The organism is Streptomyces sp. NPDC058619, from assembly GCF_042717785.1.
Lineage (GTDB): Bacteria > Actinomycetota > Actinomycetes > Streptomycetales > Streptomycetaceae > Streptomyces.
In genome coordinates, this window is the sequence record NZ_JBHXQN010000027.1 from 37,680 (window position 1) to 55,641 (window position 17,962).

Consider the following 17,962-nt stretch of genomic DNA (forward strand, 5'->3'; position numbering starts at 1 on the left):
CCAACCTCCCGGAGAAGACGGCCCCGACCGTTTACATTCGTTCAACCGGCGTGAGGAACGTGCCACAAATCAGGGAAGGAAGGCGTGAAGATCGCAGCACGCAGATAATCCGCGCCGGACGTCCCACCCGTGCCCATTTTTCCGCCGATGACACGCTGAACGAGCACCACGTGCCGGTACTGCCACTCCTGAAATGTCTGGTCGAGGTCCACCAGCGCCTGGCGTATCTGTTCCGCCACGCCGTCGTCACCATAGAGGCCGCGCAATGCGGCCGGCAGGTCGTGGGGTGAATACCCCTCCGCGGAGAGGTAGGCGAGGAAGGAATCGAAGAGGGTGGGCTCCATGGCCCTCGCCTCGATGCGCGCCCGGCCCGAGCTGCCCTCGGGGAACTGCTCGGCCACCGTTCCGTCCCGCCGCCCGAGCACCATCTCGATCTCGCGGAACTGCGCCGAGAAGAAACCGCTCCCCTTGCCCAATGCACCACGAAACGCACTGAACTGCTCCGATGTCAACGTCTCCAGAACATCGATCTGCGCCGTCAGCGCCCTGAGGACCGCCCGGGTACGGCGCAGGGTCCGCAGCGCGGGGCCACTGTCCGCCTTGCGCAGGTTCGCCTGGAGGGCGTCCAGCTCGTGGAGCAGTTCCTTGAACCACAGCTCGTGCGACTGGTGGACGATGACGAAGAGCAGCTCGTCCGGCTCGTCCGTGTGCGGCCGCTGGATGTCGAGCAGTGTGTCGAGAGCCAGGTAATCGTGATAGGAGCTGTAGGCGGAATGGGGATTACGCATGAAGACACAAGCCTCCGCTCGCCGTGGTGACTGTCCTCTTTAATAGCACACCGAAACTGCCGGCGGGCGAGACCTTTCAACTCTCATTCATCGCCCACGCACCGGATACCGTCCCTTCATCCACAGGAAGGTATTCGTCTTCTTGTGTGCACCCTCCCGCTCCATCATGATGGAGAGCGGAAATCGCAGGGAGACCCCGTCCTGGGCATACCGACGGGAATCCATCAGCCCAGGAGAAACGGAGGCCGGTCTCATGGAGCACGGACACGCAAAGGACGACGTGAAGCGCACCGTCCCGCTTCTTTTCGAAGCGGTCGCCGCCCGGGCGGGGGACGACACCGCCGTCCTGTTCGAGGGCAGGAACGTCAGTTACGCGGATCTGAACTCCGCCGCCAACCGGCTCGCCCGATGTCTGATCAGCCGCGGCGTGGGACCGGACTCCGTCGTCGCCGTCTCCGTCCCGCGGTCCGTCGACCTCGTCACGGTGCTCCTCGCGGTGCTCAAGGCGGGTGGCGCATACCTCGCGCTCGATTCGGCGTACCCGGCGCAGCGGCTGGCGCACATGGTGTCCGACGCCCGCCCGGTGCTGCTGGTCCGCGCCTCGGAGCAGGCCGTACCCGCCAGGCCGGGCCACGGCGTGCCGGACGTCGTGCTCGACGACCCCGCGTTCCGCGCGGAGTGCGGGGCGCGCCCCGGCCACGACGTGTCCGATGGTGAGCGCCTCGGCACACTGCGCCCCGACCACCTGATGTACGTCATCTACACCTCGGGGTCGACCGGCCGGCCCAAGGGCGTCGCGGTGACGCACGGCGGTGTCGTCGGCCTGGTGGCCAGCCAGGCCGAGCAGATCGGGACGGGCCCGGGCGACCGCGTCCTGCAATGGGCGTCCATCAGCTTCGACGCCGCCTTCTGGGACATCTCGCTGGCCCTGCTGTCCGGTGCGGCCCTGGTGGTGGCGTCGGCCGACGACCTGCTGCCCGGCCAGCCGCTGGCGGACACCCTGGCCGAGAACAAGGTGACCCACGCGACCCTCCCCCCGGTGGCCCTCAGCGTCACCGATCCGGACGGGGTGCTGCCCGGCGGGACGCTCGTGTCCACCGGTGACGCCATCTCGCCTTCCCTCGTGCGGACCTGGTCCGAGGGCAGGTCGGTCTTCAACGGCTACGGTCCCACCGAGGTCACCGTCGGCATCGCCATGGGGCCGATCACCGGACCCGACGACATCGGCATCGGCCGGCCGTTCTCCGGCAGCGCCGTCCACGTCCTCGACGAACGGCTGACGGAGGCCGGTCCCGGGGCCGAGGGCGAGTTCTACCTGGCCGGGCCGGGCCTGGCGCGCGGGTACCTGAACCAGCCCGGGCTCACCGCCGTACGCTTCGTGGCCGACCCCGCCGGGCCGCCGGGCAGCCGGATGTACCGCTCGGGCGACCGGGGCCGGCGCCGCGTGGACGGAGAGCTGTTCTTCGCGGGCCGGGCGGACGACCAGGTGAAGGTCCGCGGCTTCCGGATCGAGCTGGGCGAGATCGAGGCGCGGCTGGCGGCGCATCCCGCCGTCGGTCTCGCCTGCGTGGTGGTCGAGGGCGACGTCGCGACGGCCCGCGTCGTGGGCTACGTGACCGTACTGCCCGGTACCCGAGTCACCGGCTCGGAGCTGCGGCGGTACGTGGCCGGATCACTCCCGGAGCACATGGTGCCCTCCACCGTCACCGTCCTGGACCGCTTCCCCACCACACCCAACGGCAAGGTCGACCGTGCGGCCCTCCGTGCGGCCGCCGCCCACGCGCCCGTGCCGGACGCGGGAGCCGCCGCCGGCCCGGACGTGTGCGCACTGGCCGAGCGGGTCCTGGGGGTTCCGCAGGCGCGGCCCGAGGACAACTTCTTCGACCTCGGAGGCCATTCGGTCCTGGCCACCCTGTTCGCCCGGGAGATCCGCAAGGAGTTCGGCGTCGTGATCCCGATGCGGACGATATTCGAGGCCGCCACGCTCGCGGAGCTGGCGGCCGTCGTACGGTCTGCCGGAGAACGGGACCGCACCTGAGCCCGGAGCCGCGCCCTTCCGGAGCCGTGCCCTCCCCGCGTCGTGACCCCGGAGAGGGCGTATCGCTCAGCCGGTGGGCAGGGCGTATCGCTCAGCCCGCGGCCGCGAGGACCAGCGGGAGGACCTGCTCGCTGCCCGCCCTCCGCAGCAGGCGGGCGGCCACGGCCAGGGTCCAGCCCGAGTCGGTGTAGTCGTCCACGAGCAGGACGGGGCCCGGCGCCCCGGCCAGGGCCGCGGCCAGCTCCTCGGAGACGGTGAAGGCACCGGACAGCGCCCTGAGCCGCTGGGCGGAGTTGCTGCGACGCGCCGCGTGGGTGCCGTCCGGCCCGGTGTACGTCAGGGTGCCCAGGAAGGGAAGCCGCCCGACGGTCGCGATGCCCTGGGCGAGGGAACCGACCAGCTGCGGGCGGGTCAGCGACGGTACGGCGACGATGCCCACCGGCCGCGCGGAGGCGTCCGGGACGTTCGGCGCCCAGCCGCCCGGGGAGCGCGCCCAGTCGGCGATGACCGCCACCGCGGCGTGCAGGACGTCGTCGGGGACCGGCTGGTCGGGCGCGTTCTCCGCGAGCAGCGGGCGCAGCCGGTTGCCCCAGCCGATGTCCGAGAGCCGGCCCAGGGCGCGCCCGGTGGAGCACTGCTCCTTGACCGGGATGCGTCCCTTGAGGTCGATGCCGAGCGCGGACATCCCCGTCGGCCACATGCGGCGCGGCTCGACCTCCGTCCCCGGGCGGTCCAGCTCCCTGGCCGCCCCCGTCAGCGTCTCCGACGAGACGGAGGAATCGGCCCAGACGCCGGCGCAGTTGTCGCAGCGGCCGCACGGGACCGCCCCCTCGTCGTCCAGCTGCCGGCGCAGGAACTCCATCCGGCACCCGGTCGTCCCGACGTAGTCGCGCATGGCCTGCTGCTCGGCCGCCCGCTGGCGGGCGACCCAGGCGTACCGCTCGGAGTCGTAGGTCCACGCGGCGCCGGTGGACGCCCAGCCGCCCTTCACCCGCTTGACGGCCCCGTCCACGTCGAGGACCTTCAGCATCGTCTCCAGCCGGGTGCGCCGGAGCTCCACGGCTGCTTCCAGGGCCGGTACGGACAGCGGGCGGCCCGCGTCGGCGAGGGCCGAGAGGGTCTGGCGGACCTGGGCCTCGGGCGGGAAGGCCGTGTCGGCGAAGTAGCGCCAGATCGCCTCGTCCTCCTTGCCCGGCAGCAGCAGCACGTCGGCGTGCTCGACCCCGCGGCCGGCGCGGCCGACCTGCTGGTAGTAGGCGATCGGCGAGGACGGCGAACCGAGGTGGATCACGAAGCCGAGGTCGGGCTTGTCGAAGCCCATGCCGAGCGCGGATGTCGCGACCAGGGCCTTGACCCGGTTCTCCTGGAGGTCGATCTCGGCCTGCAGCCGGTCGGCGTTCTCGGTGCGCCCCGTGTACGAGGCCACGTTGAAGCCGCGCTGCCGCAGGAAGGCGGTGGCCTCCTCGGCGGCGGCGACGGTGAGGGTGTAGATGATCCCCGAGCCCTGCAGCTCGTCGAGGTGCTCGGCTAGCCAGCCCAGGCGGTGCGCGGCGTCGGGCAGCCGGACCACGCCGAGCCGCAGGCTCTCGCGCTCCAGGGGGCCGCGCAGTACCAGGGCCTCGCCGGCCCCGGTGCCCAGCTGCTCGGCCACGTCGGCGGTGACGCGCGCGTTGGCCGTGGCGGTCGTGGCCAGCACCGGCACGCCGGGGGCGAGCTCGGCGAGCATCGCCCGCAGCCGCCGGTAGTCCGGGCGGAAGTCGTGGCCCCAGTCGGAGATGCAGTGTGCCTCGTCAACCACCAGCAGGCCGGTCGTGGCGGCGAGCTTGGGCAGCACCTGCTCGCGGAAGTCGACGGAATTGAGGCGTTCCGGGCTGACCAGGAGGACGTCGGTCTCACCGCGCTCGACCTCCCCGTAGATCGTTTCCCACTCCTCCGGGTTGGCGGAGTTGATGGTGCGCGCCTGGATGCCGGCCCGGGCCGCCGCGTCGACCTGGTTGCGCATCAGGGCCAGCAGCGGCGAGATGATCACCGTGGGGCCGGAGCCGCGGCGGCGCAGCAGGGCGGTGGCGACGAAGTACACCGCGGACTTGCCCCAGCCGGTGCGCTGCACCACCAGGGCCCGCCGGCGGTCCTCCACCAGGGCCGCCACCGCCTGCCACTGGTCCTCCCGCAGCCGCGCCGAACCCCCCGGGTCGCCGACGAGCTCGGCGAGGATGGCGTCGGCTTCAGTGCGGAGCTCCAGGTTGTCCATGCCCCCATGCAACCCGATGGCACGGACAATCGCGCAACTCACCCAGCGTGACGCGGGGCTCACGAACGGCCCGCCGTCTCCGCGGCGCCCCGGGCGGGGGCGGCCCGGGCGGGGGCGGCCCGGAGGGGTTCCCTCTGTACGGGCGCACCCACCGGGGCCGAATGCGTCATCATCGGCGCGGCGGGGCAAGGATATGAACGGCATACCGGCGAATTCCGGTCGGCGGCGGCAATTGCTCGTTGCCGCATGCTCGGGGCCCACGCGAGAATCGGAGTGTTCCCGCCCGGCTCCCCGGTACCTCCCGGGCCCGGCCGCGGCGCGCCCACACTCCAGCCGTGCCCGTTCGCGGGCGTGTACCCGAAGGGAGGACCGTGACCTTCGGATTCGCCCAGCCCTCGACCACGTCCCCGGCCATGCTCACCGGCGGCGCCAGCCGGCACGGCCGACGACTGGAACCCGCCGAGTGGACTGCGGCGGGCATCCCGCTGCTGCGCGATCCGCGCGAGGTCGTCAGCGGGCTGCACTCCCGGCACGGCCCCGTGCCGTCCACCGCGGTGATCGCCGTCCTCGGCCCGGAGGAGCGGCTGGTCGCGAGCGCCTCGTTCGTCCAGCGGTCGCCCTCCGCGGACGGCTGGGAGTACCGCAACGCCCTGCTGTCGCGGTTGCGCCGGGTCCTCCCGCACGACCTGCGGCGCCGGACCCCGGTCCGGACGGCGGTGCTGCTCTACTGCCGCGAGGGCGACGAGCGCTGGACCGAGGAGGACGGGGCCTGGATGTGGGGGCTGCGGGACGCCTGCACCCTGCACGGGCTGCGCTGCGGCGCGTACATCACCCTGACGCGCGGCGGCTGGCAGGTCCTCGGCGAGGGCCGGGGCGGCCGGCACCCGAGCTCCGACTCGAAGCCGCAGCGGATCGGCGACACGGGGGCCGAGTTCGCCCCCCTCGCCCTGCACACCGGGGGTGGCGCGGGCGAGGCCCTGCGCCGGACCGCCGCGCGCTGAACCCGGCGCGCGTACCGGACCGCAGCCGGACCGGCCCGGTACGCGGGTACGTGCGCGGACGGGCGCACGCACCCGGAACCGGGCACACGGCGAGACCCGGCACACGGCCGAACCGGGCGGGCGGCGGATCAGGCCCCGGGCTTCGGCGGGACCGGCTCCGTCGCCCGCCCCGCCCGCCGCCCGTACCGGATCCGGCTACGGGGCGTCAGACGCCCGCACCCAGAACCGAGTTGACCAGCGCGGTCTCGCCGCACACGACCAGCAGCGAACCGGCACCGGCCCGCGCGACCGGCAGCACGGCCGCGAGCGCGTCGGCCGGACCGCCGTTGGCGGCGACGACCACGACGGGACGGCCGCCGGCCCGGCGGACCTGCGCCGCGTCGGCGTAGAAGACGTCGTCCCCGGCGGCGTGCAGGGCCCAGTACGCGGCCTCGCCGAAGGACAGCTCGTGGGCGGCCCACGGGTGCGGGTCGCCGGTGGTGAGCACCAGGATGTCGCCGGGCGCGCGCCCGGTGTCGAGCAGCAGGTCGACGGCCTCTTCGGCCGCGTCCAGCGCGCCCTCGGCCGAGGCCGGGATCAGCTGGACCTGCGGCACCGCCGCGGAGACGGACGGCGCGGCGGGGGCCGGAGCGGGGGCGACTGCGGGAACGGGTCCGGGGGTGGCCTGCGGCGCACGCTGCGCGGGCGGTGCGGGCCGGACGGGACCGGGGCGTCCGGGCCGCGGTACGGCGGCGGGACGCGGACCAGGTACGGGACGGGGGGTCTGCGCGGTGCGGCTCGCGGCCGGCGTGACGCGGGGACCCTGGGCACTCTCGTGAATCTGAGGCTCCTCGATGACGGGGTGAGAGGCGGGAGTTGATGTCTGTCAAACACCAGTACGAAACGTACCGGTCGGTGGCACATGGGTGCGATCAGAAATCGAAGCCGAGTTGGCCTCCGTTTTCCAGTTCCACGGCTTCCTCGCTGCGGCGCACCTTCTTGAGGTGGCGCCACCGGGGCAGCGCGTCGAGGTACGACCACGAGAGCCGGTGGTAGGGGGTGGGACCCAGTTCCTCCAGCGCCGCCCGGTGCACCGGCGAGGGATATCCGGCGTTGGCGGCGAAGGCGAAGTCCCCGACTCCGCCGTCCTGCCGGCCGAGCTCGGCCATCATGCGGTCGCGCCGGACCTTGGCGATGACCGAGGCCGCCGCGACGGCGACGCAGGACTGGTCGCCCTTGATCACCGTCCGGACCCGCCACGGGTGGCCGAGGTAGTCGTGCTTGCCGTCGAGGATCACCGCGTCGGGCCGCACGGGCAGGGCGCCCAGGGCCCGCTCTGCGGCGAGCCTGAGGGCGGCGGTCATCCCCAGCTCGTCGATCTCCTCCGGGGAGGCGTGCCCGAGGGCGTGCGCCGTGACCCAGCCCTCCAGGACGTCGAGCAGCGCGTCGCGTCGTCTGGGGGTGAGCAGTTTGGAGTCGGTGAGCCCGGCGGGCGGCCGGCGCAGACCGGTGACCGCGGCGCACACGGTGACGGGACCGGCCCAGGCCCCTCGTCCGACTTCGTCGACCCCGGCGATGACCTTGGCGCCGGTGGTGGCACGGAGGGAGCGCTCGACGGTGTGGGTGGGTGCTTCGTACGGCATGGCGCCAGCAAGGTTACGCCGCCCCGGGCCGCCTGCACACCCCGGCCCCTCGCAGGCCCCTGCTCCGGGGAGCCTCCGGACCCCTCCGGACCGCCGCACGGAGCCCGGCGCAGCTCACGCCCGCAACAGCGGCACCATCACGCCGTCGATCATCTCCTCAGATGTCCCGGTCTTCCCGTTCGCTCCCGCACACCTTCGTGCGGTACGTCATCACCGCTGGGATCACGTCCACGACGAACGGGCCCATCGCGTCCGCCCTTACGTCGCCCCGCTTGATCCCGCGCTCCACCAGCTCCCCTATGAGCCGCTGCGCGGGCTCGTGCAGGCCGGACCGGACGACCTCGTGGAAGCGTTCGGCGTACGCGCGGTCGCATTCGTGAAGCACCGACCGCAGAGCCTGTCCGGCGAACGAGTGCACGATGTCCCGCATCCGGAAGCACAGCAGGCACAGGTCCTCCCGAACGGATCCGCGGTCGGGAATCCCGCCCGCCCGGGATCCCCGTACGGACGCTCAGTACTCGACGCGGGTGCCGAAGGTGCCGAGCCGCGCGCACTCCTGGTACGAGGCGGTGACCGGGCGCTCCCGCAGGATCCGGCGCGCCCGCTGTTCGCCCAGGCTGGTCGCGTACCAGGGGGATTCGCCGGACCTGGCCAGCCCGTCGGCGATCCCCCGCAGCGCGCAGGACCGCTGGGGCTCCGGCAGGCCGTCGAGGGCGGGCACGGCGTCCGCCGACAGGGACTGGAAGTAGGCCAGGTCGATCTTGCCGTCCTGCTGGAAGCGGGCCGCGTTCCGTTCGGCGACCATGCCGTCCGGGGACAGCAGGCAGAAGACGAGGACGGCGGCCGCGGCGCTGCCCGCGACGCCGCGCGGCAGCCAGCGCGCGCCGAGCACCCCGGCGGCCATGATCAGCACGATCACCAGCCCGAGCCACAACTCCATGGCGGCCACCGACACCCGCAGCCGGGTCAGCCCGTACGCGTCCACGTAGAGGTCCATCCGGCGCAGGGCGGCGGCGACCACGACCAGGGTCAGGACGCACAGCGACCCGAGCACGACGCGGACGAAGCGCCGGTCGCCGGCGCCGCCGCGCGGGGCCCACCGCAGGGCGAGCGCGATCACGGCGAGGGTCAGCAGCGTGGCCGACAACAGCTGCCAGAAGCCCTGGCGGGCGTACTCGGCGTACGTGAGGCCGGTGCTCCGCAGGACCTCGTCGTACCCGCCGAACAGGACGGCCAGCTGCACCGCGTTGAAGCCCGCGAAGAGCAGGTTGAGCACGATGAGCGGAAGGGCCCATTCGACACGGGACCGCGGCCTGCCGGGAGTCGTCTCGATCCGGTCCCAGCGCAGCGGCGCCGCGGCGATCCGGGCTGCGGCGAGCGCGAGGACGGTGCCGAGGAGGAAGAGCAGGACGCGTACGGGCCCGTCGCCGATGGACACGTCGGGTGTCAGCTCGCCCAGCAGATCGGCGAAGGCGGCGTCGGCGGAGGCGAAGAGGGCTCCGAAGAGGAGCAGCAGGACGGCGGCCACGGCGGCGGCCTTGGCCACGGGCAGCCAGCGGTCCTTGCCGGCCCCGCCGCGCGAGCGCAGGCCGCTCCAGGCCCAGCCGACCCCGGACACGGCGGCTTCGAGGAAGCCGACCGGGCCGAGCAGGATGCCGGGCCAGGTCCGGCTGCCGTGCAGGGCCAGCGCGCCGAGCAGGACGGCGGCGAGGATCGCGAGCGTGGAGGGCCATGCGGAGTCGCGCAGGGCGGGTATCGCGAGGAGCGCGAGGCAGCCGACCGCCCAGGCCACGCTCCAGTGGCGGGCGGTACGCAGGGCCGTGCGGGCGGCGGCGTACGCGGCGACGGCGGCGGGCACCACCGCGAGCAGCAGGCCGGGCCCGAGGCCGTCCCCCAGCAGCAGGGCGGAGGCGAGGCCCGCGACGAGGGCCGCGACGAGGGTGGCGGTACCGACCGGGGCGGCCTCGGCGGACCTGATCCGTACGGCCCAGTCGGCCGGCGCGGCGGCCTTGGCCCGGGCGGCGGCGACCCGCTGCTGGTGGAGGTACTCCTGCCAGGCGTGCCAGGCGGCGGCGTCGCCCGGGGTGGGCTGCGGCGGAACGGGCCCGCCGACGGCGGCAGTTGCGGCGGCAGCGGTAGCGGTAGCGGCGGGCAGGTGACCGCCCACCGCCGGCGCCCCGGCCGCAGAACCCGCACCCGGGCCGGCAGGGGCAGCGGCAGTGGCAGCCGGGCCGGTACCAGCGGCTGCGACGGCTCCCGGGACAGCGCCCGGAACGGCAGCGGCCCCCGGACCAATAGCGGTAGAGGCAGCCGGGCCGGTGCCGGCAGTTGCGCCGGTACCCGGACCGGCACCCGCCGCCGCGGTCCCGGACGTTGCCGCGGTCGGCTCCGGTGCCGCCCCCGCGGCAGCGGCTTCCCCGGCGAGGCCGGCGGACGGAGCGGGATCCGGCACGGGCTCACCGCCCGCCGTGGCGCCGGCCGCCCCCGTCCCGGCCTGCGTCCCGTCCGTCCCGTCGGTCTGGTCTGACATCGGGTTCCCCTCCCCTGCCGGCCGCCCCGGATGTGTCCCACGGGTACGGCGAAGCGGACAGAGTAGGCCTGCGACGTGCGGATCCAGCCAGATCGAACTGGGCCCTGTGGCAGGACCGTGACAATCAGAACGGCTTGTTCCCGCCCGTCCCGGGACCGGGCATCCCGGTGCCCCTCAGCGCTCCGCGGACACCGGCAGCCAGTCCGGCAGGGCCTCGGTGCGCGCCAGCCACGCCTCCGGGAGCACGGCTTCCCCGCGACCACCCAGCACGCCGCCGACGATCGCGCAGGTCGTGTCGACGTCCCCGCCGACCTGCGCGGTGGTCCAGAACGCCCGCTCGTAGTCGTCCAGGGACCGCGCCGCCGACCACAGGGCGAACGGCACGGTGTCGTGGGCGCTCGTGCGCCGCCCGCAGCCTAGGACCGCGGCGACCGTGGTCGCGTCGCCGTAGTCCAGCATGTCCCGCGCCCGCCGCACCCCCGCGCCCACGGCGCTGCGCGGCACCAGCGCGATCACCCCGTCCAGCAGGTCGGCGGGGCTCGGCGGGCCGTCCGGGGCCGCCGCGAGCGCCGCCGCGGCGGCGACGGCCATCGCCCCGCACACGGCCTCGCGGTGCTGGTGCGTGGTGTAGGCGGAGATCTCCGCCTGGTGCGTGGCCTGCTCGGGGTCGTCGGCGTACCACGCACCCAGCGGCGCGATCCGCATGGCGGCGCCGTTGCCCCACGAGCCCTGCCCGTTGAACAGCTCGGCGGCCAGCGTGCGCCAGTCCTGGCCCTCCCGGACCAGGCGCAGCATGCGGTTCACGGCGGGTCCGTACCCGCGGTCGAAGTCGTGGTGGTGGGCGAAGGAGGAGGCGAGGGCGTCCTGGTCGATGCGGCCGTGCCCGGCCAGCACCGCCACCACCGAGCAGGCCATCTCGGTGTCGTCCGTCCACTGCCAGGTCCCGGCGCCGGCCGGCAGTTCCCGCCGCTTGAGCAGCGGGTAGTTCACGGGGACGAAGTACTGGGAGCCCAGGGCGTCACCCAGGGCCAGCCCTCGGAGGCTGGCCACGGCGCGTGCGTAGCGCCTTTCGGAAGAGGAGTCAGAGGTCATCGCGCGACACTCTAGCCGTCCAGGTCATAAGGCTCGGGTGTGGTCCACCGCTCAAACGGGCGGTCCATCCGGTACCGGCCGTCCGGGCCGGGCAGGAGCACTCGGAATTCGCCGTTGCCCGGATTGGACAGGGCCTCGAATTCGGCCACCGACCAGTGGAACCAGCGCATGCAGAACAGCCGCATCGTCAGTCCGTGCGTCACGAGCAGCACGTTCTGCGGGTGGTCGGGGGCCTCGAAGCTGCGGTAGAGGCTCTCCAGGAAGGAGCCGACCCGGTCGTACACGTCGGCCCCCGACTCGCCCTGCGCGAAGCGGTAGAAGAAGTGGCCGTACGCGTCCCGGTACGCCTTCTGCAGCCGAACGTCGTCCCGGTCCTGCCAGTTGCCCCAGTCCTGCTCGCGCAGCCTCGGCTCCTCGCGCATCCGGACGCGCGCCGGGTCCAGCCGCAGTTCCCGGAAGGTCTGCAGGGTCCGGCGGTACGGGGAGACGTACGCGCTGATCGTCTCGTCGCCGAAGAGCTCCCGCAGGCGTACGCCCGCCTCCGCCGCCTGCTCGCGCCCGTTCCGCGTCAGCCGCAGGGAGTGGTCGGGCTCCCTCTCGTAGACCGAATCGTCGGCGTTCCCCTCCGATTCCCCGTGCCGGACAAGGACGATGCGCCGTGGTCTGACCATCCCACGACCCTATTCGGCCACCGCCGGGCCGACACGTCGGGCACGCCGATCAGGGCCGCGGTTGTCCTACGGTCATACCGTCCAGGAGGGTTCGAGGTCGACGACGTCCCCCGTCAGGGCCTCCACGTCGGCCTGGATCTGGGCACGCAGCGAGAGCCTCTCGACCCGCTCCTGCCGGTACTTGCCGTGCTCGGCGGCCGCGTGCCACATCGACAGCACCAGGAACTCCCGGCCCGGGGCCTCGCCGAACAGCCCGCGGACCATGCCCGGCGAGCCCGCCATGGCCGGATTCCACACCTTCTCCTGCATGAGCGCGAAGTGGTCGACCCGGCCCTCGCGCACCCGGGTGTGGGCGACCCGGACGACGTCGGCGTCGGTGAAGCACGGCTCGAAGCCGGTCTTCACGTCGAAGCGGTGGTCGAAGAGGGTGGCCCGCAGGTCGGTGTACGTGCCGTTCTGGGCGGTGGCGAGCCGGTCGTGCGCCCGTGCCATGAAGGAGTCGTAGAAGGAGCGGCTCTCCCAGAACGTGAAGACGTGCGCGACCCCCTGCCGGCCCCGGCTCCAGCCGCCGCCCTGTCCCCGGAAACCCGGTTCTCCCGGCAGCCCCGCCCATTTGCGCTGCCCTCGCTCGAACCCGCGTCGGTCCGTCACCGTGCAGCGAATCCACTTGACCAGCACGGCGCCATCGTACGGTCCCGACGCGGCCCGGGTCAGTCCTCGGCGCGGTGGATCGCGACCAGTTCCGCGGTCTCCCGCTCGGACAGGCGGAGACCGAACTCCCGGTCGAGTACGGCGGCGAGCTCGTCGGGGCCCACCACCTGCTCCTCGGTCCGCCCGTCGGGGTACAGGGAGGTGAGCCGGCTCCCGACCAGGGCCCGCCGGACGTGCCCGCCCGGGTGCTGGACGACGACCCTCCCCACGAAGGAGGAAGCGGGGTGGGAGGAGCTGTAGTGGTTCAGCACGACGTAGTCGACGGGGTGGTAGGGCTGCGGCGAGAACGCGTACAGGTCGCGCCATTCCCCCGCGCGCAGCGCGCACAGGACGAGGACGCCTCCCGCTTCCTCGCGCACGCGAAAGCTCCACTCCCCCTGGCGCACCACGGCGCCGGGCCGCCCGAGCGGGACCGGCTCCGTGGGACCCGCGTAGCCGAACCCCGCGTCGCACAGCCACGGTTCCCCGTCGACGGTGGCCACGAGGACGGCGTGCGTCACCGCGAGCAGGGAGTCGCCGCGGGTGCGGTTGCGGGCACCGCGCCCGGACACCTCGAAGCCGATCCGCTCCAGGGCGGCGGCCAGCAGCGAGTTCTGCTCGTAGCAGTAGCCTCCGCGGCGGGAGTGCACGAGCTTGGCCTCGATCGCCTTGACGTCCAGCCCGACGGGGCGGCCGAGCGCGACGTCCAGGTTCTCGAAGGTGACCGCGGCGCTGTGGGCCCGGTGCACTGCGTACAACGTCGGCAGGTCCGCGCGGAGTTCCCCGCCCGCCGGCCCGCCCTCGTACCCGATCCGCGCCAGGTACGCGTCCAGGTCCAGCTCGTCACCGCTCCACATGACTCCCCCACTCCGACCACCGTGGAAATTCCGGGGCGCGATCTCCACGCGGCCCCCCACAATGATCGGCATGACCGCCCTGCACGCCAACCCGCTCTTCGCCCGCCTCGACCGTGCCGAACGCGTCCTGGTGGCCGGCGCGGGCGGCGGGTTCGACATCTACGCCGGGCTCCCCATTGCCCTCTCCCTCATGCACCAGGGCAAGGACGTCCACCTGGCCAACCTCTCCTTCAGCTCCCTCGCCGGTCTGCCCGTCGAGGACTGGGTGGCACCCGACCTCGCCGCGATCACCGCCGAGACCGCGCCCCACCAGGCCTACTTCCCCGAGCGCACCCTCGCCCAGTGGCTCCGGAGGCTCGGCTACCCGTCCACGGTGTACGCCTTCCCGCAGGTCGGGGTGCAGCCCCTGCGCGCCGCCTACCGGGCGCTGATCGACCTCCACCGCATCGACGCGGTCGTCCTGGTCGACGGGGGCACGGACATCCTGATGCGCGGCGACGAAGCCGGGCTCGGCACCCCCGAGGAGGACCTGGCCAGCGTCGCGGCGCTGGCGGCGCTGGACGACGTACCGGAACGCCTCGTCGTGTCGGTCGGCTTCGGCGTGGACGCGTACCACGGGGTCAGCCACGGCCTGGTGCTGGAGAACATCGCGGCGCTGGAGCGCGACGGGGCGTACCTCGGGGCGTTCTCGATACCGCGGGCCACCCGCGAGGGCGCGCTCTTCCTGGACGCGGTGGCACACGCCCAGGAACACACCCCCGACCGTCCCAGCATCGTGAACGGCTCCATCGCGGCGGCCGTCCGCGGTGCGTTCGGCGACGTCCGGTTCACCGCGCGCACCCGCGGCAGCGAGCTCTTCGTGAACCCCCTGATGTCGCTGTGCTTCGCCTTCGAGCTGCCGGCGATAGCGGCCCGCTGCCTCTACCTGGACCGCATCGAGGACACCTCGCTGATGCGCCAGGTCCACTCCCGGATCGCGGAATTCCGCGAGGACCTCGTCACCCGACCGGCCCGGCGCATCCCCCACTGACGTCCGGCGGCCGGCCGCCGGGGAACGCGCCGCAGCGTCATCTGCGGCGCCCGGGAGTCCGCGAACCACCGCATCCGCTCGTCCCGCGCCGCGAGTGTGGCGTGCGCGGTCCACTCTTCGGCGCCTCGGCCAGGTCCTCCGGGCGGGCGGAGCGGGGCCAGCCGCGGTGCCGTTCGTGATCGGGATACGGCTCCCCGTTCCGCGGGAGGGGCCGGTCCGGAGTGTCCCTGCGCGTGCCACCAGGCCGCCCACCGCGGCAACCCTTTCGCCGGAACGCACGACGAAGGGGACCGGCCCGAGGCCGGTCCCCTTCGTGAGCTGCTGGTCAGCTACCCGTGCGGGCTACGCCGGACGGTGCGTCCGACGCGGCCCGCCCGGTATCAGCTGCAGCCGCTGGTGGAGCCGCAGCCCTCGCAGATGTAGCAGGAGCCGGCGCGCTGCATCTTCGTACCGCAGGAGAAGCAGAGCGGGGCGTCGGCGGAGACGCCGAGCTGCATCTCGACCAGTTCGGCGTTGCTGTGCGCCGTCTTCGGGGCCGGGACCGGGGCGACCGCGACCGGCCTCGGCGTGGAGGGCACCGCGGCCAGCGGAGCGGACTGGGCCAGGGCCTCGGTGTCCATCTGCTCCTCGAGCGCCTCGTACGAGCCGGTCTCCAGGTGACGCTGACGCTCCTCGGCGGAGTGGATGCCGAGGGCCGAGCGGGTCTCGAAGGGCAGGAAGTCGAGCGCCACGCGGCGGAAGATGTAGTCGACGATCGACTGCGCCATCCGCACGTCCGGGTCGTCCGTCATGCCGGCCGGCTCGAAGCGCATGTTCGTGAACTTCGAGACGTACGTCTCCAGCGGGACGCCGTACTGCAGACCGACCGAGACGGCGATCGAGAAGGCGTCCATCATGCCCGCGAGGGTCGAGCCCTGCTTGGACATCTTGAGGAACACCTCGCCCAGACCGTCGTCCGGGTAGGAGTTCGCCGTCATGTAGCCCTCGGCGCCACCGACGGTGAAGGAGGTGGTGATCCCCGGGCGGCCCTTCGGGAGGCGCTTGCGGACCGGGCGGTACTCGATGACCTTCTCGACCGCCGCGCGGATGGTCTCCTCGGCCTTCTCGGTGACCTCGGCCTTCTCCGCTTCCTTCTTCTTCGCGGAGAGGGGCTGGCCGACCTTGCAGTTGTCACGATAGATCGCGAGCGCCTTGACGCCCATCTTCCACGCCTCGAAGTAGATCTCCTCGATCTCCTCGACGGTCGCCGTCTCCGGCATGTTGACCGTCTTCGAGATCGCGCCGGAGATCCAGGGCTGGATCGCGGCCATCATGCGGACGTGGCCCATCGCGGAGATGGAACGCTCGCCCATGGCGCAGTCGAACACCGAGTAGTGCTCGGTCTTCAGGTGCGGGGCGTCGACGACCACGCCGTGCTCGGCGATGTGGGAGACGATCGCCTCGATCTGCTCCTCCTGGTAACCCAGGCGGCGCAGGGCCTGCGGGACGGTGCCGTTGACGATCTGCATCGAGCCGCCGCCGACGAGCTTCTTGAACTTGACCAGGGCCAGGTCCGGCTCGACACCGGTGGTGTCACAGGACATCGCGAGACCGATGGTGCCGGTCGGCGCGAGGACGGAGGCCTGCGCGTTGCGGAAGCCGTTCTTCTCGCCGAGGTGCAGGACGTCCTGCCAGGCCTCGGTGGCCGCGGCCCAGATGGAGTTGTCCAGGTCCTCGGTGCGCGGCGCGACGGCGTTGGCGTCGGCGTGCTGCTTCATGACGCGCTTGTGCGACTCGGCGTTGCGGGCGTAGCCGTCGTACGGGCCGACGATGGCGGCCAGCTCGGCGGAGCGCTTGTACGCGGTGCCGGTCATCAGCGAGGTGATCGAGGCGGCGAGGGTGCGTCCGCCGTTCGAGTCGTACGCGTGGCCGGTCGCCATCAGCAGGGCGCCGAGGTTGGCGTAGCCGATGCCCAGCTGGCGGAAGGCGCGGGTGTTCTCGCCGATCTTCTGCGTCGGGAAGTCCGCGAAGCAGATGGAGATGTCCATCGCGGTGATGACGAGCTCGACGACCTTGGCGAAGCGCTCGGCGTCGAAGGACTGGTTGCCCTTGCCGTCGTCGTTGAGGAACTTCATGAGGTTGAGCGAGGCGAGGTTGCAGGACGTGTTGTCCAGGTGCATGTACTCGCTGCACGGGTTGGACGCGGTGATGCGGCCGGACTCGGGGCAGGTGTGCCAGTTGTTGATCACACCGTCGTACTGGATGCCCGGGTCGGCGCAGGCCCACGCGGCCTCGGCGAGCTTGCGGAAGAGCGCCTTGGCGTCGACCTTCTCGATGACCTCGCCGGTCATGCGGGCCCGCAGGCCGAACTCGGTGCCGTTCTCGACGGCCGTCATGAACTCGTCGTTCACGCGGACGGAGTTGTTGGCGTTCTGGTACTGGACGGACGTGATGTCGTCGCCGCCCAGGTCCATGTCGAAGCCCGCGTCGCGCAGGGCGCGGATCTTCTCCTCTTCCTTCACCTTGGTGGCGATGAAGTCCTCGACGTCCGGGTGGTCCACGTCCAGGACGACCATCTTGGCCGCGCGGCGGGTGGCGCCGCCCGACTTGATCGTTCCTGCGGAGGCGTCGGCGCCGCGCATGAAGGAGACCGGACCGGAGGCGTTGCCGCCGGAGGAGAGGAGCTCCTTGGAGGAGCGGATGCGGGAGAGGTTCAGGCCGGCGCCGGAGCCGCCCTTGAAGATCATGCCCTCTTCCTTGTACCAGTCGAGGATCGACTCCATGGAGTCGTCGACGGCCAGGATGAAGCAGGCGGAGACCTGCTGCGGCTGGGGCGTGCCCACGTTGAACCAGACCGGGGAGTTGAAGCTGAAGATCTGGTGCAGGAGGGCGTAGGTGAGCTCGTGCTCGAAGATCTCCACGTCGGCGGGCGAGGAGAAGTAGTCGAAGTCCTCGCCGGCCTTCGTGTACGTCTTCACGATCCGGTCGATGAGCTGCTTCAGACCGGTCTCGCGCTGCGGGGTGCCGACCGCGCCGCGGAAGTACTTGCTGGTGACGATGTTCACCGCGTTCACCGACCAGAAGTCGGGGAACTCGACGCCGTGCTGCTCGAAGTTGACCGAGCCGTCGCGCCAATTGGTCATGACGACGTCACGGCGCTCCCAGCTCACCTCTTCGTACGGGTGCACGCCGGGGGTGGTGTGGATGCGCTCGATCCGCAGGCCGCCCTTGGCAGCCTTGGTCCCCTTGGCGCGGGAACCACGTGCCGAGCCGCTCGCCGTCTCTGTCATGCCAGGCCTCCCATATGCGGGCAAAAACGCCCTAAAGTGCCAGCGTTATTCCGCGGCACGGTGCTGTGTCTTGTATCTACGTTTCTTCGCCGGGCCGGCCGGCCGCACCGCGGGGCGAAAGGC

Annotated in this window: 14 protein-coding genes; 3 read left to right on the forward strand and 11 right to left on the reverse strand. The window is 72.5% G+C overall.

Annotated features, from left to right (window positions below):
• Nucleotides 1–41: 41 nt before the first annotated feature.
• Nucleotides 42–788 (reverse strand): tryptophan 2,3-dioxygenase, encoded by a 747-nt coding sequence (locus tag ACFWTC_RS24495; RefSeq protein WP_383922259.1) that lies wholly within the window; start codon nucleotides 786–788, stop codon nucleotides 42–44.
• Between the two features lie 253 nt (nucleotides 789–1,041).
• Here ACFWTC_RS24495 and ACFWTC_RS24500 point away from each other — a divergent pair, with 253 nt between their 5' ends.
• On the forward strand, nucleotides 1,042–2,826 hold the full coding sequence (locus ACFWTC_RS24500) for a non-ribosomal peptide synthetase (RefSeq protein ID WP_384074547.1): 1,785 nt from the start codon (nucleotides 1,042–1,044) through the stop codon (nucleotides 2,824–2,826).
• A 91-nt stretch (nucleotides 2,827–2,917) separates the two neighbouring features.
• Here the strand turns inward: ACFWTC_RS24500 and ACFWTC_RS24505 are convergent, their stop codons facing one another.
• A complete protein-coding gene (locus tag ACFWTC_RS24505) occupies nucleotides 2,918–5,077 on the reverse strand; it encodes a RecQ family ATP-dependent DNA helicase (RefSeq protein WP_383922265.1) in 2,160 nt (719 codons plus the stop codon).
• A gap of 371 nt (nucleotides 5,078–5,448) precedes the next feature.
• Here ACFWTC_RS24505 and ACFWTC_RS24510 point away from each other — a divergent pair, with 371 nt between their 5' ends.
• Nucleotides 5,449–6,078 (forward strand): hypothetical protein, encoded by a 630-nt coding sequence (locus ACFWTC_RS24510; protein ID WP_383922266.1) that lies wholly within the window; start codon nucleotides 5,449–5,451, stop codon nucleotides 6,076–6,078.
• Between the two features lie 205 nt (nucleotides 6,079–6,283).
• Here ACFWTC_RS24510 and ACFWTC_RS24515 read toward each other — a convergent pair whose 3' ends face one another.
• From ACFWTC_RS24515 to ACFWTC_RS24550, 8 genes are all read right to left on the reverse strand, one after another.
• A complete protein-coding gene (locus ACFWTC_RS24515; RefSeq protein WP_383922362.1) occupies nucleotides 6,284–6,913 on the reverse strand; it encodes a hypothetical protein in 630 nt (209 codons plus the stop codon).
• 76 nt (nucleotides 6,914–6,989) lie between these two features.
• Nucleotides 6,990–7,700: a ribonuclease HII gene (locus tag ACFWTC_RS24520; protein WP_383922269.1), complete on the reverse strand. Its 711-nt coding sequence runs from the start codon at nucleotides 7,698–7,700 to the stop codon at nucleotides 6,990–6,992.
• Between the two features lie 157 nt (nucleotides 7,701–7,857).
• Complete coding sequence (locus ACFWTC_RS24525; RefSeq protein WP_383922272.1) at nucleotides 7,858–8,130, reverse strand: TetR-like C-terminal domain-containing protein; 273 nt, start codon at nucleotides 8,128–8,130, stop codon at nucleotides 7,858–7,860.
• Nucleotides 8,131–8,211: 81 nt separating this feature from the next.
• Entirely contained in the window at nucleotides 8,212–10,230 is a 2,019-nt protein-coding gene (locus ACFWTC_RS24530; RefSeq protein WP_383922275.1) for a DUF4173 domain-containing protein, read from the reverse strand.
• A gap of 174 nt (nucleotides 10,231–10,404) precedes the next feature.
• Nucleotides 10,405–11,322 carry an ADP-ribosylglycohydrolase family protein gene (locus ACFWTC_RS24535; protein WP_383922278.1) on the reverse strand — a complete coding sequence of 306 codons (918 nt, stop codon included), beginning with the start codon at nucleotides 11,320–11,322 and terminating at the stop codon, nucleotides 10,405–10,407.
• Nucleotides 11,323–11,333: 11 nt separating this feature from the next.
• Nucleotides 11,334–11,993 (reverse strand): histidine phosphatase family protein, encoded by a 660-nt coding sequence (locus ACFWTC_RS24540; RefSeq protein ID WP_383922281.1) that lies wholly within the window; start codon nucleotides 11,991–11,993, stop codon nucleotides 11,334–11,336.
• 72 nt (nucleotides 11,994–12,065) lie between these two features.
• On the reverse strand, nucleotides 12,066–12,671 hold the full coding sequence (locus ACFWTC_RS24545) for a YdbC family protein (RefSeq protein WP_383922284.1): 606 nt from the start codon (nucleotides 12,669–12,671) through the stop codon (nucleotides 12,066–12,068).
• A 32-nt stretch (nucleotides 12,672–12,703) separates the two neighbouring features.
• On the reverse strand, nucleotides 12,704–13,540 hold the full coding sequence (locus tag ACFWTC_RS24550) for an arylamine N-acetyltransferase (protein WP_383922286.1): 837 nt from the start codon (nucleotides 13,538–13,540) through the stop codon (nucleotides 12,704–12,706).
• A 70-nt stretch (nucleotides 13,541–13,610) separates the two neighbouring features.
• On the opposite strand from ACFWTC_RS24550, the gene ACFWTC_RS24555 reads away from it, so the two are divergent.
• The gene (locus ACFWTC_RS24555) at nucleotides 13,611–14,570 is read left to right on the forward strand and encodes a DUF1152 domain-containing protein (protein ID WP_383922289.1); all 960 of its coding nucleotides are present in this window, start codon (nucleotides 13,611–13,613) and stop codon (nucleotides 14,568–14,570) included.
• 380 nt (nucleotides 14,571–14,950) lie between these two features.
• Here the strand turns inward: ACFWTC_RS24555 and ACFWTC_RS24560 are convergent, their stop codons facing one another.
• On the reverse strand, nucleotides 14,951–17,839 hold the full coding sequence (locus ACFWTC_RS24560) for a vitamin B12-dependent ribonucleotide reductase (RefSeq protein WP_383922292.1): 2,889 nt from the start codon (nucleotides 17,837–17,839) through the stop codon (nucleotides 14,951–14,953).
• Between the last annotated feature and the right edge of the window lie 123 nt (nucleotides 17,840–17,962).

Coding starts and splice junctions, on each gene's coding strand:
- ACFWTC_RS24495 (WP_383922259.1), bottom strand. CDS start 788: ATGCGTAATCCCCATTCCGCCTACAGCTCCTATCACGATTACCTGGCT.
- ACFWTC_RS24500 (WP_384074547.1), top strand. CDS start 1,042: ATGGAGCACGGACACGCAAAGGACGACGTGAAGCGCACCGTCCCGCTT.
- ACFWTC_RS24505 (WP_383922265.1), bottom strand. CDS start 5,077: ATGGACAACCTGGAGCTCCGCACTGAAGCCGACGCCATCCTCGCCGAG.
- ACFWTC_RS24520 (WP_383922269.1), bottom strand. CDS start 7,700: ATGCCGTACGAAGCACCCACCCACACCGTCGAGCGCTCCCTCCGTGCC.
- ACFWTC_RS24525 (WP_383922272.1), bottom strand. CDS start 8,130: ATGCGGGACATCGTGCACTCGTTCGCCGGACAGGCTCTGCGGTCGGTG.
- ACFWTC_RS24530 (WP_383922275.1), bottom strand. CDS start 10,230: ATGTCAGACCAGACCGACGGGACGGACGGGACGCAGGCCGGGACGGGG.
- ACFWTC_RS24535 (WP_383922278.1), bottom strand. CDS start 11,322: ATGACCTCTGACTCCTCTTCCGAAAGGCGCTACGCACGCGCCGTGGCC.
- ACFWTC_RS24540 (WP_383922281.1), bottom strand. CDS start 11,993: ATGGTCAGACCACGGCGCATCGTCCTTGTCCGGCACGGGGAATCGGAG.
- ACFWTC_RS24550 (WP_383922286.1), bottom strand. CDS start 13,540: ATGTGGAGCGGTGACGAGCTGGACCTGGACGCGTACCTGGCGCGGATC.
- ACFWTC_RS24555 (WP_383922289.1), top strand. CDS start 13,611: ATGACCGCCCTGCACGCCAACCCGCTCTTCGCCCGCCTCGACCGTGCC.
- ACFWTC_RS24560 (WP_383922292.1), bottom strand. CDS start 17,839: ATGACAGAGACGGCGAGCGGCTCGGCACGTGGTTCCCGCGCCAAGGGG.